This is a genomic window from Prevotella sp. P3-122 (assembly GCF_002251365.1).
Lineage (GTDB): Bacteria > Bacteroidota > Bacteroidia > Bacteroidales > Bacteroidaceae > Prevotella.
Genome location: NZ_NPJH01000079.1, coordinates 96762 through 111844, shown reverse-complemented (window position 1 = coordinate 111844; position 15083 = coordinate 96762). Strand labels below are relative to the sequence as shown.

The 15083-nt window shown below is 54.1% G+C and carries 11 protein-coding genes; 5 read left to right on the top strand and 6 right to left on the bottom strand.

Going from position 1 to position 15083, the window contains the following annotated elements:
• The first annotated feature begins 16 nt into the window (after nucleotides 1–16).
• Complete coding sequence (gene yfcE, locus CIL02_RS12505; RefSeq protein WP_094402168.1) at nucleotides 17–559, top strand: phosphodiesterase; 543 nt, start codon at nucleotides 17–19, stop codon at nucleotides 557–559.
• A 29-nt stretch (nucleotides 560–588) separates the two neighbouring features.
• Nucleotides 589–1407, top strand: coding sequence for an inositol monophosphatase family protein (locus CIL02_RS12500; protein WP_094402167.1), 819 nt, complete (start codon nucleotides 589–591; stop codon nucleotides 1405–1407).
• Between the two features lie 853 nt (nucleotides 1408–2260).
• On the opposite strand, the gene CIL02_RS12495 is transcribed toward CIL02_RS12500, so the two are convergent.
• From CIL02_RS12495 to CIL02_RS12475, 5 genes are all read right to left on the bottom strand, one after another.
• Nucleotides 2261–5152 (bottom strand): putative LPS assembly protein LptD, encoded by a 2892-nt coding sequence (locus tag CIL02_RS12495; RefSeq protein WP_094402317.1) that lies wholly within the window; start codon nucleotides 5150–5152, stop codon nucleotides 2261–2263.
• Between the two features lie 147 nt (nucleotides 5153–5299).
• Nucleotides 5300–7558 (bottom strand): cation:proton antiporter, encoded by a 2259-nt coding sequence (locus tag CIL02_RS12490; protein WP_094402165.1) that lies wholly within the window; start codon nucleotides 7556–7558, stop codon nucleotides 5300–5302.
• 23 nt (nucleotides 7559–7581) lie between these two features.
• Entirely contained in the window at nucleotides 7582–8805 is a 1224-nt protein-coding gene (pepT, locus tag CIL02_RS12485; protein ID WP_094402163.1) for a peptidase T, read from the bottom strand.
• Nucleotides 8806–8906: 101 nt separating this feature from the next.
• Nucleotides 8907–9461, bottom strand: coding sequence for an HDIG domain-containing metalloprotein (locus CIL02_RS12480; protein ID WP_094402162.1), 555 nt, complete (start codon nucleotides 9459–9461; stop codon nucleotides 8907–8909).
• Nucleotides 9458–11236 carry a biotin/lipoyl-binding protein gene (locus tag CIL02_RS12475; protein WP_094402160.1) on the bottom strand — a complete coding sequence of 593 codons (1779 nt, stop codon included), beginning with the start codon at nucleotides 11234–11236 and terminating at the stop codon, nucleotides 9458–9460. The genes CIL02_RS12480 and CIL02_RS12475 overlap by 4 nt, the downstream gene beginning before the upstream one ends.
• A 330-nt stretch (nucleotides 11237–11566) precedes the next feature.
• Between CIL02_RS12475 and CIL02_RS12470 the strand changes: the two genes are divergently transcribed.
• Together CIL02_RS12470 and queF are read left to right on the top strand one after the other, a co-directional pair.
• Nucleotides 11567–12361, top strand: coding sequence for a lipocalin family protein (locus tag CIL02_RS12470; RefSeq protein WP_240513691.1), 795 nt, complete (start codon nucleotides 11567–11569; stop codon nucleotides 12359–12361).
• A 92-nt stretch (nucleotides 12362–12453) separates the two neighbouring features.
• The gene (gene queF, locus CIL02_RS12465; protein ID WP_094402157.1) at nucleotides 12454–12915 is read left to right on the top strand and encodes a preQ(1) synthase; all 462 of its coding nucleotides are present in this window, start codon (nucleotides 12454–12456) and stop codon (nucleotides 12913–12915) included.
• Nucleotides 12916–12962: 47 nt separating this feature from the next.
• Here queF and CIL02_RS12460 read toward each other — a convergent pair whose 3' ends face one another.
• A complete protein-coding gene (locus CIL02_RS12460) occupies nucleotides 12963–13637 on the bottom strand; it encodes a queuosine precursor transporter (protein ID WP_094402155.1) in 675 nt (224 codons plus the stop codon).
• Nucleotides 13638–13787: 150 nt separating this feature from the next.
• Here CIL02_RS12460 and CIL02_RS12455 point away from each other — a divergent pair, with 150 nt between their 5' ends.
• Nucleotides 13788–15083, top strand: coding sequence for a S9 family peptidase (locus CIL02_RS12455; protein WP_094402154.1), 1296 nt, complete (start codon nucleotides 13788–13790; stop codon nucleotides 15081–15083).

Here is a 15083-nt window from a genome sequence, read left to right as displayed (position 1 = left end):
CATAAATTTCCGTCTTATGAAATACATGATACTTTCTGATATCCATGGCTCGCTGCCAGCATTGCAGAAGGCCTTGGATATCTACCGCGGCACGGGATGCCAGATGCTGTGCCTTCTGGGCGACATCCTCAACTACGGCCCGCGCAACGGACTCCCCGAGGGACTCGACCCCAAGGGCGTGGCCTCCTTGCTCAACGCCATGGCCAGCGACATTGTCGCAGTGCGGGGCAATTGCGACTCCGAGGTCGACCAGATGCTCCTGCAGTTCCCTATAATGCAGGACTCACTGCTCATAGTCGACAATGGCGTGCGCCTGTGGCTCACCCACGGTCATGTATACAACAGCGGCCGCAAGCCTGCTGCCAGTGCAGACGTGCTCTTCTATGGCCATACCCACCTGTGGGAGCTTTATGCTGACGCCGACGGCACCATAGTATGCAACACTGGCTCGCCCACATTCCCCAAGGGAGGTAATAAACCCACGCTGGCCATCTACGACAATGGCTGCGTCACGCTCATGACAACCGACGGCGAGGTGCTCGCCACCAAAGACTTGTAACATACATAACCAACACTTACACATACATTATGATTACCATCGAACAGCTCTCGTCTGTTGTTGTCGAGGCAGCCAAGCTGATGACAACCGAACATTTCGACATCACGCAGAAAGGCGGATATGCCGACATCGTGACATCCTCCGACCTTGCCGTGCAGGCGTTCCTTTGTGAAAGACTCTCCGTATTGCTGCCAGGCAGCGGATTCCTATGCGAGGAGGTTGGCATGCGCGACATCAACCATGAGTATCTGTGGATTATCGACCCCATCGACGGTACGGCCAACTATAGCCGCGGCATAGACCAGTGTGCCATCTGCGTGGCCTTGCGCCACCATGCCGACATCGTCATGGGCGTGGTCTATGTGCCACGAACGGGTGAGATGTTCACAGCCCAGAAGGGGCATGGAGCCTTCCGCAACGGAAAGCCAATACATGTCTCTGACCGACCCTTTGCCAATGCCGTGGTATGCACGGCCTTCTCCGTATACCACAAGGAGTATACAGACATTTGTGCAGACATCATCGTAAGCCTGTTCCGCCAGTGTAACGACTTCCGCCGATTCGGCGCCTGCGCCCCAGAGCTGTGCTATCTCGCCATGGGACGCTGTGAGCTGTACTTTGAGTATATGCTCGGCCCCTGGGATTTTGCTGCCGCCTCGCTCGTTGTCACCGAGGCTGGAGGAATAATCTCAGACCTGCACGGTCAGCCACTCTCGTGCTTGGAACACAAGGGAGTGATTGCTGCCAACAGTGCCGAAAACTTCCAGAAACTGCTGGAGACAGTGCAAGGGCGCATGAGCCTCGCCTCCACCCCCTCTTCAAGGGGAGAGGGGAGTAATGGCCTGTGAGGACAAAAGTCTAAGGGCGAAGATGCCTTTCTCCCTAAGGACTTCACCCTTTGCCCTTTGCCCTTCTATGCAAAGGTGTATTCCAAATGAACAATTTCGTTAAGCTAAAAGCAAAAAACTATGCGTTGGCAGATGCAAAGCTTTACGTTGGCAGATGCAAAGCTTTACGTTGGCGATTGCAAAGCTTTGCGTTGGCGGATGCAATGCTTTGCGTTGGCGGATGCAATGCTTTGCGTTGACAGATGCAATGCTTTGCTCTGAGATAGGCTAAACTGGCACATAAATCGGCAGTCCTATTCTGGATAAGAGAAAAGGGAGGTTGGCTCACCATACAGGTCGCTGTAGCCCCCAGGAATTATCTACTGAGCCAAAAAAATGTTATTCATGATTGATACAGACTATGATTCTCAACAGACACTGTGTTTTACTGGTGACCCAGAAAACGGGCACAAAAAAAAGGAACGCGCCCGTTCCCATCATGCCTGCTGCAGTATCACACTGCAAGCAAGGCTTTCTTCATCTGGTTATCCATGTCAATCTTTTCCTTCTTTCTTAAGACTATACCTTGTCGTCCTGAAACATTCTCTATGCTTACCTCTGTAACTAATAACCTAATGAAATCCTAAAATCCTAAAAACCTAAATAACTAAAAACCTAAATCTATACTACTAACCAAAACAATCTTATTGTCTTTTGACGATGCAAAGGTACGCATTGTGTACGAACACAGCAAATAATTTGCAAGGAAAAATACGTTTTTTGCTTTCTTCTTGATATATATCAAATGATGATGTGGAAATTGTAGAGGCCTCATAGTGTGGTGTCTCTACAGTGTTGGAATTACACTGTGGTGTCAATACCACTGCACGGCGTTGCTGTATCCGCTTCGCTTGTCGTATTTCAGGGCATCGGTGAGTGTCGATGCGTTGCAACGGAAGCTGAAGTTGTAGCTGGTGTATGGTGCGAGCACTACGGAGCAGCTCATGTTGAAGCAGTGGAGGTCGCGCTGCAGCGAGGCTGTGGTCATGGACATGGCCTTGTTCTCAAAGTCGTAGCCGCTGGAGAAGCTGATGTTCCATCCGTCGCTTAGCCTGAGGTTGCCGCTGACGTTGAGAGTCTGCGTGAACTTGTAGGGGTAGCGCATGGTCTTGGTGTTGAACTTGCCGCTGGTGTTCTCGCGCATGGTGATGCCGTAGCCGAAGGTGAGCGACCAGGGCATGGAGAATGTCATGTAGCCGTCGCCGTCAGTCTCGGCCAAGGCTCCCTTGCCCTGCTTCTTGGCAGCCCGCTGTCCGTCTATCATGTCATCGTCTACGTTGCTCTCTATGTCTGTGTCCACGCCTTCCTCGTCGTTGTCTCCGTTGTTTTCCTTATCGTTCTCGTCGTCCTTGCCTCCTCCGAACCATTTCCGCAGCTGTTCGGGGCTGAGGGTGAAGGAGAAGTTCTGCGACATGCCCTGGAAGCGTCCGAAGCGTCCGTAGCTGTATTCCGTGCGGTTTCCTACGTATGGGCGTCCGTTCTCGTCGAGTTCGTATGCGTAGGTGGCGAAGACGGCGTTCATGTTGAAGGTATAGCGTTTCCACCATTTCAGGCGGAGGCGGACGGACAGGTCACTCAACGGCCGTACCTTGGCTGCCATGTTGTAGGACATTGCAGCTCCGAGCTCGTCGATGATGCTTATCTTGCGGTAGCCGGTAGTGTCCTTGTCGCTTCTGATTTTCATCTCGATGTTGTTGGATATATCCCATGAGATGCTTCCCGTCTTGCCCTTGCCGGGCACGCCGTAGAGAGAGTTCTGGTAGGGTGAGTACTCTACGAGCGATACGTTGCCGTCGGCATCGGTCTTTAGGTAGCTGTCGTAGTAGCCGTAGCGCGACGCGCTGAAGTCTGGTGCATAGCTGAAGCTCACCTGCGGTGTGAGGACGTGGCGTATGGCGACAACCTTGTCGCCGAAGAGCTTGCGGTTGGGCACGTAGAAGCCATACAGCTTGGTGCTCGCCGAGAGGCTGAGGTTCCAGTTGTAGACGTTGTTGAATCCGTATATGGTGTCGACGCGTTCCTTCTGTGCCGCCTCATCCCATGAGCGTTTTATCTTGTTGGTGTACATGCGGTCGGTGAAGTTGAACGAGGGGTTTACGTTGATGATGTCGAACAGCGTGAAGCTTCCGCTGATGGGTATGCTGTGCTGCATGCCGTTGCGCCAGTCTTTGATGAGGTTGCTGTGTGCGAGCTGGTCTTCCTTTGTGCTTATGGAGTTGGACAGTTGTCCTGTGTAGCTCATGGATATTTTCTCGTACCAGCGTTCCTTTCCTGCGGCGTGCTTGCGGCGGAAGGGGTAGAAGCGCGACAGCGATATGTTAAGGTCGGGGAGTGTCATGGCTATTGACGAGTCGCGCATGTTCTGGCTGAGGTTGGCCGTGGAGCTGAGCGTCAGTCCGATGCTTGAGAAGGTGGTGCTCCAGCTCACCGATGAGGTGCGCGTGCTCTGCGTCATGGTCTGTGGGTTGTAGAGGCTGTTGAGGTTGTTGCGCTCATAGCTCGATGTGGCGAAGTTGACACTTGCCGAGAGGGTACTGAAGGGGTTGGCCTTGGTGTCCTGCCTGTGGCTCCACTGCACCTTGAAGCTCTTCTGCTCTTCGAAGTCGGGCATGCCCTTGTCGCCGGTCTTGGTGTCCTGGTAGCTGAAGAAGAAGCTGCCGCTGTACTTGTATCGCTTGCGGTAGTTGGATGCTGCCGAGACACCCCATGACCCCTTGGTGTAGATCTCACCGAGAAGCTTCAGGTCCCACTTGTCGCTCATGGCGAAATAGTAGCCTCCATCGCGGAGATAGAAGCCGCGGCTGCTCTCGTCGCCGTAGGTGGGCATTATGAAGCCCGAGGAATAGCTCTTGGAGAAGGGGAAGAAGCCGTAGGGGATGGCCAGAGGCAGCGGCACGTCGGCAACGACGAGGTAGGCGGGTCCGAAGACTACATCTTTGCCGGGGCGCACCTTCGCTCTTGAGAGTGCTATGTAGAAATCGGGGTGCTCAGCGTCGCAGGTGGTGTATCGTCCGTGCTGCAGGTAGACGTCACCGTTGGCGTTGCGCTTGCTAAGCTCTGAGGTGAGAAATCCGTCCTCCTGCTGTGTGGTGACGTTTCTGATGAGTCCCTTCTTGGTCTTGAAGTTGAAGGCTATGGTGTCGTTGTTGTAGGTGTCGTTGCCCATCTTGAAGACAGGCTTGCCCATAAGTCCGTCGGCGGCTGTGGAGTCGGGGGAGCCGGTGGCGTGGACAAGGCTGCTGTCGAGACTCATGTATATCTTGTCGCTCTCAAGGTTCATGTTCTCGTAGTCTACCTTTGACGAGCCGTAGAGGAAGGCGGTATTTGTGGATGCGTCGTAGATGATGGAGTCGTTGGCCGAGTATTCCACTGGTGCGTCGATGCCGTTCTTCTTCTGCCTGTTGAGGGAGTCGAGGCGTATTGAGTCGTCCACATGCTTGTTGTGCATGTATACGGCAAGCTGCAGGGAGTCCATGCCGAGGGTGTCAGGTGAGGCCTTTCCTGCAGAATCCACCTTTATGGAGGGGAGCAAGGAGTCTTTTAGAGCCTCATGGCCAGAAATAGTGTCTACAGAAACAGTGTCGACAGTAACCTTAAGAGTGTCTGTGCGGTGGGTCTTGGCACGCTGGGTGAGGGGCATACCAGTACCGGCAAGCATGATGATGCCTGCCAGAAGTAAGAGTGCTGTTATGGTATGTCTTCTCATAATGAAATGCAAAATTACGGAATAAATGGTGAATATGTCACTTGTTTCCGTTTTTTAACAGTTTATTAAAGGTTCGAGGGGTTTGAGGGCAAAACTAATGACTTCTCCTATCTTCTCCTAACTCCTCCTATCTCCTCCTTCCATTAGTTATTCCCCGAGCCTTACCACGTTCTGTTCTTCGCCCACTATCCACACGATGTCGCCTTCGCGGAATTTGCGTGAGGAGCTTATCATGGTGAGGTTTTTCTGTCCTTCCTCCACTCCCACCACCATACAGCTGAAGCGTTGGCGTATGGCGGCATCCCTGACGGTCTTGCCGACAAGAGGGCTGTTGGCAGATACTACGATGCGCTGAAGCCGCATCTCCCTGCGTTCCACCTCGTCATCCTCGGGTATTAGCTCGTTCTGCATGGCTGTGTTCATGGCGTTGAGCTGCGAGTCGTTACCGATGGCCTGCAGGCGGTCGCCCACGAAGAGCATCATGTTGCCGTCTGGGATATTTATGCGATGGGAGCCACGCAGGATGCTGCTCACGTGTACTCCGAAGCGAGTGCCGAGAGCCAGCTCGCGGAGCGTCTTGCCTGCCCACAGCGAGTCGGTTGGTATATCGAAGTCGGAGATGTGTATGTCGCGGTCGAGGAGATGTCCCTCGAAGAGTGGGCGGCGGCGGCCGCTGACCTGTGCCTCGATGTCTCGCGAGCGCAGGTTCTGCACGAAGAGTCTCTCGAGCCTTATGCTGCGGTGTTTGAGCCGTCGTGACAGTGCCATGAGGAGTATGGCGACGAGGCTGAGGGTGATAATAAGCGCGTTCTGGAAGCGAGTGAGGTAGTTGCAGATGTAGAAGACGAAGCTTGCCGCCACGGCGACACGTGCCAGGACGGTGAAAGTGAGGGGAAGACGGTTGAGACGGCTCTCTGTCCACAGTGCCTTGAACTCCTCGCTATGGTTCTTCTTCATTACCATGGAGCGCAGGAAGGGCGAGATGAGCGCTACGGTGAGCACCCCCGTGATGCCGTTGGCCCACCAGTGCAGTTCCCATCCGGGCAGTAGCCGGCGCATGAATGGCAGGAAAGTGGTCAGCATGACTGCTGTGACAGCCGCCGAGAGTATGGAGTAGACAGTGACGTTCCACGCCATGGCACGCAGGAGCGTGCGCCAGTGGCCGGCCTCGGCGCGGGTGGCATGATGCATGGTGCCAAGGTGGTTGAGCCTGCGCATCCATCGGCGAGGCAGCCGCCGCTCGACATGTGTGTAGGCCGGCAGGGCGGCCTTCATCATATAGGGCGTGAGGAAAGTGGTGATGACGGAGACTGCCACGACAACGGGGTAAAGAAAATCGGAGATAACACCCAGGGTGAGGCCGAGCGAGGCTATGATGAAAGCGAACTCGCCAATCTGCGCCATGGAGAAGCCGCACTGCATGGCGGTCTTCAGCGGCTGGCCGCTAAGCATGAACCCCATGGTGCCGAAGAGTGCCTGCCCGAGGATGATGGCCACAACGAGCACCATGATGGGGAGTGCGTAGGAGACAAGGACATGAGGGTCGACGAGCATGCCCACGGAGACGAAGAAGACGGCGCCGAAGAGGTTCTTGACAGGGTCTACGACACGCGCTATCTTGTCGGCCTCGACAGTCTCGGCGAGGATGCTGCCCATGACGAATGCACCGAAGGCGGGGCTGAAGCCAACGGTGGCGGAGATAACGGCCATGGCGCAGCACAGCCCAAGCGCCACCACTACCATCGTCTCGCCGTTCATCAGACGGCGGGTACGGCGCAGGAATGGTGGTATGAGGAATATGCCCACGACAAACCATAGCACGAGGAAGAACACTATCTTGACAATGCTCCCTAGCATCATGCCGCCGTCGGGACTGGCGCCGCCCGCTATGGTGGAGAGCATCACCATCATGACAATGGCGAGGACATCCTCAAGGATGAGGACGCTCATTACGAGCCCGGCAAAGCGCTGTTGGCGCATGCCAAGGTCATCGAAGGCCTTGTAGATGATGGTGGTCGATGACATGGCGAGCATTCCGGCAAGGAACAGGCAGTCCATGCGGCTCCAGCCGAAGAGACTGCCCACGGCGGTGCCTGTAGCCATCATGCAGAAGATGATAGTGAGTGTTGCCACTATTGGGGCAAGCCCCATGCGGAGTATCTTCTTGAACGAGAAGTCGAGGCCGAGGGCGAAGAGAAGGAAGAGCACGCCGATGTCTGCCCATGTCTGTATGTCGGCCTTGTCGACCACTGACATGATATATGGCATGTGGGGGCTGACGAGGAAGCCGGCGACGATATATCCAAGCACTATTGGCTGGCGCAGCTTCTTGAACAGCAGCGTGACAAGACCTGCCACGACGAGTATCAGAGCCAGGTCTTGTATGAGGGCAGGGATATGGGACATGGTATGGGAGTGGCGGTGATGGCTTAATCGTTGAATTTACCCGTTATCTCGCATATCTTCACAATGACGGCGGAGGCCTTCTCCATGACCTGCACGCTCACAAATTCGTGGGGACCATGGAAGTTGACGCCCCCAGCGAAGATGTTGGGGCAGGGAAGGCCCATGAAGCTTAGCTGCGCGCCGTCGGTGCCGCCGCGTATGGGCTCCACCTTAGGCCTCACACCGGTCTGCTCCATTGCCTTGAGCACGATGTCGATGACGTGCATGTTGTCGTCTATCTTCTCCTTCATGTTATAGTATTGGTCATTGAGAGTCACGCTGACCGTACCCTCGCCGTATTTTGCGTTCATCCGGGTGGCGATGTCGGTAAAGAAGCGCTTGCGCTCCTCGAAGCGGCGTCGGTCGTGGTCGCGTATGATATAGCTCATCTTGGCCTCCTCGGTGCGTGTCTCCATGGAGAGCAGATGGTAGAAGCCCTCGTAGCCCTCGGTGGTCTCCGGGATGTCGGTGTCGGGGATATGGGAGTTGAACTCGCAGGCCAGACGGCTGGCGTTGAGCATCTTGCCCTTGGCGTAGCCGGTATGCACGCTGACACCCTTGATGAGAACCTTTGCCCCAGCGGCATTGAAGTTCTCGTACTCCAGGTCGCCAAGGTCGCCACCGTCAATGGTGTATGCCCACTGGCATCCGAACTTTGCCACATCGAAGTGGTGGGCTCCCATGCCTATCTCCTCGTCGGGGTTGAAGCCCATGCGTATGTCGCCATGCTCTATCTCGTTGTGGTCGCGCAGGTAGCACATGGCATCGACAATCTCCGCTATGCCAGCCTTATCGTCGGCTCCGAGCAGCGTGTGTCCGTCGGTGACGATGAGGTCCTCGCCGATATGGGCGTTGAGTTCCGGGAACTTCGAAGGAGAGGTGACGATGCCGGGAGAGAGCTCTATGTCGCCACCCTGGTATGCATTCACGATATGCGCGTTGACATCCTTGCCGCTGCAGTCGGGACTGGTGTCATAGTGTGAGATGAAGCCTATCGTGGGGAGCTTCTTCGTAGAGTTGGACTTCAACGTGGCATATATATAGCCCTTGTCATCCATCTCGACGTCTGAGAAGCCCTCGCGCTGCAGCTCGTCCCTGAGATATTGTGCGAAAACAAGTTGCTTGGCGGTGCTGGGCACCTGGTCTGATTCTTCGCTCGACTGTGTGTCGAACCGTGTGTAGTTTATAAATCTTTCTACTATATCCATAGTCGTTAATATTAGTATATTTTAGTTTCAGAAGAAGGTCTGAGGTCGAAGGTCTAAGGACTGAGGTCTGAGGTCTATCTCCTCTATCTTATCTATCTTATCTATCTTATCTCCTTCTCCTCTCCGAACATCCTTTGCCACTGCATGAAGCGCGTCACGCCGTCTTCACCGAATTTGCGAAGGCTTTTGATGGCTTGCTCGGCGGTCTTTTGCCTCTCTGGATGCGACTTGCTGAAGAATTTGTCGGCGTAGCAGATGAGTTGTTCCTCGATGGTCTCGGGGAGGAAATCCTCGTGGGGCAGGGGGAGGTCGCGCTCCACTATCTGCCTGCATGTGATGCCTGCTCCCGTGTGCCGCTCGCATACCCTTGCATGGCGGGGGAAGCCCTCGGTGCGCAGCCACTCGGCTCCTATGCGTCCGTGGCGGATGTAGGGCTCGGTGCCGTGGCAGTGGATGCCGGGAGCATCGCAGAGGCGGATGCCTATATCGTGGAGCATGGCTGCTTCAAGGACGAACTGGCGGTCGATGCCGAGCTCGGGATGTAACGAAACAATCTGTAGCGCAAATTGCGCTACAGATTGACTATGAGTGATGAGGAGCTGCCGCAGGGCATCGTCCTCGGGATAATATTTCTCTATCAGAGCCTGGTAGTTCATTCCTTGTTGTCGCGCTCTATGTAGGCGATGACGTCGCCCTTGTTGACCTTGGAACCCTGCTTGGCGTTTATCTCCACGAGCTTGCCGCCCAGTGCTGCCTGTACCTCTACGAACTCACCCCATGGTGCCTGGATGAAGCAGAAGCTGTCGCCCTCGGCGTAGGTCTTGCCGATGTATGGCTCGACGGCTGGTGCGCACTCGCCCTCGCCCTGGAACTCCCAGTATATCTGTCCCTTGACGGGAGCGACAATGGCATCGGCCTTGGCATGCTTGAACTCTGCGAGCTTCTCAGGTGAGAGCTGTGTGCCAAGCTTGGCATCCTTGGCTGCCTGAAGGTCGGCAAGGAAGTTCTTCTTGGCCTGACCGCTCTTGTAGTTGCGGTACTGCTCGGGGTGCATGGCCAGCTCAAAGAGTTCCTCGTCGTCCTGACCGTATTCCCATCCGTTCTCGTCCATTTCCTTGCGGAAGCTGTCGAGGGCGTTGTCGAGCAGGGTGTGTGGGTCTGCATCGGTGAACTCGCGTCCCTGCTTGGCGGCGAGGTCTATAAGTTCCTGGTCGATGGTGCCTGGTATCTTACCGCTCTTGCCGAGTATCATTCCCCACATGGAGTCGTCCATCATGACGAAACGGCCCTTGCCCTGCTCCATGGTGAGGAGGTTCATAAGGGCTATATTCTTCACATACTGTGAGAATGGCGTTACCAATGGAGGATAGCCTACGCGCGGCCATACGTACTCAACCTCGTTGAAGAGCTTCACGAGCATGTCGTCGGTAGACAGCTCCTCGTCGCCACGCTTGCGGCGGATGTTGTTGATGGTGCCCATGATGCCTCCAAGGTCGGCCATCATACTTCCCATCATTCCGCCCGGGAGTCCGCAGCCGAGGAGCAGAGAGGACATGACCTTGTTGCCGGGGTTGATGAAGTAACCGAGCCACTCGTCGATGAACTCCTGGGTGAGTGCGCGTGCCTTCATGTAGGCGTTCATATTTATCTCTGGTACCTCGAAGCCCTCGTTCTTGAGCATGCTGATGACGGAGATTACGTCCGGATGAACCTTGCCCCATGACAGTGGCTCGATGGCGGTGTCGATGATGTCGGCACCATTGTTGCACACCTCCAGGATGGATGCCATCGACAGACCGGGACCGGAGTGGCCGTGGTACTCGATGATAATCTCCGGGTGCTTCTCCTTTATGCGTTTGGTGAGCTGTCCCAGCAGGGCGGGCTGTCCGATGCCTGCCATGTCCTTGAGGCAGATCTCTTCTGCGCCAGCTTCTATGAGCTGGTCGGCAATGTTGTCGTAGTAGTCAAGGGTGTGTACGGGCGAGGTTGTGATGCAGAGCGTGCCCTGCGGAGTCATGCCTGCCTCCTTTGCCCACTTGATGGAGGGGATGATGTTCCTCACGTCGTTGAGACCGTCGAAGATGCGGGTGATGTTGGTTCCCTGTGCGTTCTTCACCTTGTACATAAGGGCGCGGACGTCATCGGGCACGGGGTACATTCTCAGGGCATTGAGACCGCGGTCGAGCATGTGGGTCTTGATGCCAACCTCGTTGAAAGGCTTGCAGAATGCCCTCACGGCATCGTTGGGGTTCTCGCCGGCAAGCAGGTTCACCTGCTCGAAGGCTCCACCATTGGTCTCTACGCGGGCAAAACATCCCATGTCTATTATTACGGGAGCGATGCGCTCCAACTGGTCCTTGCGTGGCTGGAACTTACCAGAGCTCTGCCACATGTCTCTGTAGACGAGACTGAATTGTATTTTCTTTTTCATAATCTTTTCCAAATTCGACCGCAAAATTACACAAATAAATCCAATTATTTAGCTGTCCCAATGATTTTTTGCGTTTTATTAAATCTGTTTTGCCGCAAACTTGCTCACAGAGTAGGATTTGTGCAAGAAGTGGTGGCGTTGTGGTTTGTCAGAGCATGTTTACGCCCATATGGATGCTGAAGTTATGGCAAGTTGTATTTTCTGACACTCAAACTTGTGTGGTTGTGTTTTTTTTCGTAAGTTTGCAGCTCGAATGGCTGAATATTAAAAATAAAAGTAATGTATATAGGGAAATTAATCATTGGTCTGGCCATGGCAGCCGTGACTTTCATGTCATGCGGTGACAGCAGACAGGTGAGTAAGGGACATCTCAATGACGAGCTGAAGCTGAAGGGAGATTTGACGGTGTACGGGCTGGCCTGCGAGGGCTGCTCTGACTCGGTGATAGTACTGTTGCCAAACGACGGCAGCGACCCTGTGAGGTATGACATCATAGATGCCATGCGAAGGGGGAGAGTGCTCGGCAAGCCAAAGGTTGGCGACTGGATGGGACTGGTCATCAATAGCGAAGACTCTACGGTGGCCGACATGGCGATAGACCTTGATGAGCTGAAGGGCACCTGGTGCTATATCGTCATGCCGAAGATGAGAGACTACGAGAATATGAGCAAGCGCATGCAGGAGCGCATGGAGCGCAATATGCCCGACTCGGTGAAGGCAACCTACATGATTCCTCGCGAATATGGCTTCTCGCTGAAACGGCAGTGGACGGCGGCCAGCGTGGGATATGTAAGGGAGCAAAGCTCACTGGCCGACGAGAGCCCCGTGGTATATCCACAGCTAAGCTATTTCACGGAATGGCATATCTGGAATGGAAAGCTCGTGATGACGAGCGGCAAGCCCGACCTGGAAAATATTGACAAGGAAGGATCGCTGAAACTTAAGGACGTCAGGCTCGACACCTGTGATATCGTATACTTGCGCGACGACTCGCTCGTCCTGGCATCTGACGGTGTGCAAAGAAGCTACTACAGACAGTCGCCCGAGAATTCAATTAATAAGAAGGCACAGGCGATGATTGAGAAACTGACCAAGGAGGCACTGCAGGCTACAACGGGAGAGTGATGAGGTCTAAGGGCTAAGGTCTGATGTCTGAGGTCAAAGGGTAATCTCACTAACTATTTATTTACATCACCAACCACTTCAAAAAAACACAAATGAACGATAAAAGAAAAGATGACGGGCTGAAAGCCCTCGGAGCGAAGACGCAATATCGAATGGACTATGCGCCGGACGTACTGGAGACATTTACAAACAAGCATCCGGAGAATGACTACTGGGTGAGATTCAACTGCCCGGAGTTCACATCGCTCTGTCCCATCACCGGACAGCCTGACTTTGCCGAGATACGCATCTCGTATATCCCTGATGTGAGAATGGTGGAGAGCAAGAGCCTGAAGCTATACCTGTTTAGCTTCCGTAACCATGGCGACTTCCATGAGGACTGCGTCAATATCATTATGAAGGACCTAATAAGGCTCATGGACCCTAAATATATAGAGGTGACGGGACTGTTCACCCCGCGCGGAGGAATAAGCATATATCCCTATGCCAACTATGGTCGTCCAGGCACCCGCTACGAGCAGCTCGCCATGGAGCGGTTCGCACGACATGAATAGCCGGACGGCAGTGATAGACGGGCAGCAGTGAAGAGTGTCTCATGGCTCTACCACCATCTGTAGTCTATGCCATCGTCGTAGGCGTCCATGCCCTCGTGAGCCTTCAGCCATCTGACAATCCTTGTTGTCGCAGGAAGAGCCACTACCTCGTAGGCGGTCTTCAGAAACACCTGCCAGAGCATGAGCTTCACAAGCTCTGACGCTGGTACGACACCGCCTAACGCAAGCGGAAAGAACAGCAAAGAGTCTATGCTCTCGCCGGCTACCGTGCTCAGTATGGCACGCAGGGAGAACCCTTTGCCTCTTGTTGCGATTTTCATCCTGCTCATAACGTAGGCGTTGGCGAAGGAGCCGCAGACGAAGGCTAAGAAAGAGGCTCCGGCAATGCGCGGAGCAAGGCCGAAAATGGCATGGAAACCTTCGTTGTTCGTCCAGTAGGGGGCACCGGGAATGGCATCGCACAGGGCACCGGTAAGGACGAAGAAGAAGTTCATGGCAAAACCGGTCCATATGAGCATGCGCGCTTTGCCATATCCCCAGACCTCGCACACGCAGTCGTTGATGATATACGACACGGGGAACACTAGCAGTCCTCCGGTGAGGCTTATGCCGGCAAGTGATATTTGCTTTGTCTCAAGAATGTTTGCCGTAATCAGGCAGACGCAGAAGAGCGTGCCGAAAAGCATGAACGTCACGCTCACAAGATTATTCCTTTTTTCCATTTTTCTTGTTTTTATAGAGGTTTACCAAGCACTCTTCGACCATGTTGGTCATTAGCGTTTTATGCGCTTTTAGCTAAAAGCGGTGCAAAGATACTAAAAATATCGTATTTTTATCGTATATTTGCAGAAAACATATATAAAGACTGATTTATGACTACATCTCGTCTCTTTTCGACTGTTTTTTCTATACTGGTGTGTCTAACCGCCCTTGCTCAGGAGGGTGCATGGACGGGCAAGCTTGATGTGCAGGGCATGAGCCTGCCATTGGTGTTCAACTTCAGTGCGGACGGCTGTACACTTGACTCTCCTGCACAGGGTGTCAAGGGTATTAAGGGCGAGAGGACGATAACTGAGGAGGGAAAGCTTAGGGTGATGGTGGCTGCCGTTGGCGTTACGTTCGAAGGCCTCATGGAGGGAGATTCTATCAAGGGACTGTTCCTGCAGGGAGGACTGTCGTTGCCGCTGACTCTCAGAAAGGGGATGATGCAAATGAGACGCCCACAGACTCCTGTATCGCCATTCCCATATACCACTGAGGAGGTGAGAGTGGCAAGTGGGAACATTGTGCTCAGCGGTACACTCACTCTGCCACCGAACTGCAACTGCAATACTCCTGTGGTGGTGATGGTAACGGGTAGCGGACAGCAAAACCGTGACGAGGAGATATTTGGCCACCGGCCATTTGCCGTACTGGCTGATGCGCTTGCACGCCATGGGATAGCATCGCTGAGATATGATGACCGTGGGTATGGCAATGCGGCATTGGACTTCTCAAGTTTCACTACTGATGATTTCAAAGACGATGCGGAGGCTGTAATAAGGTATTTGCGCAACCGCTTCAGCAGGGTGGGGGTGATAGGGCATAGTGAGGGCGGCACCATTGCACTGATGATTGCCGCTGAGGGTAAGGCCGACTATGTGGTCACTATGGCTGCCATGGCGGTATCAGGACTGCAGACGCTGGTGAGCCAGCATCGTGCCAGCCTGGCACAGGCTTTCTTGCCTGTGACCGTCCTCGATGCCTATAGCAACGCACTCTCTGATGCCTTTGGCAAACTGGCCAACGGAGCTTGTGTCGAGGATATTGATGTGGGGAATGTGCCAGCTATGCTGCGGGAGCATTTTTCCAAGGTGTTGCGGCAGACGTCTTCGCCATATATGCGCCACCTGCTTACTATCGACGTGCGTCCGATATTGCCGAAGATCGTTTGCCCCGTACTGGCGATGGGTGGAAAAAAAGATACCCAGGTGGACTGCGAGGCTAATCTCTCGGCACTCCACGCTGGGCTTTCTGCTTGCAGGCATACCATTCTGCCTTTTGACGGGCTAAACCATCTCTTCCAGCATTGTACCACAGGCAATTATACTGAATATCAGCAGATTGAGGAGACAATGTCTGTGGAGGTGCTGGACAGGATATGCCTTTGGATAAATGATATCAGGTGA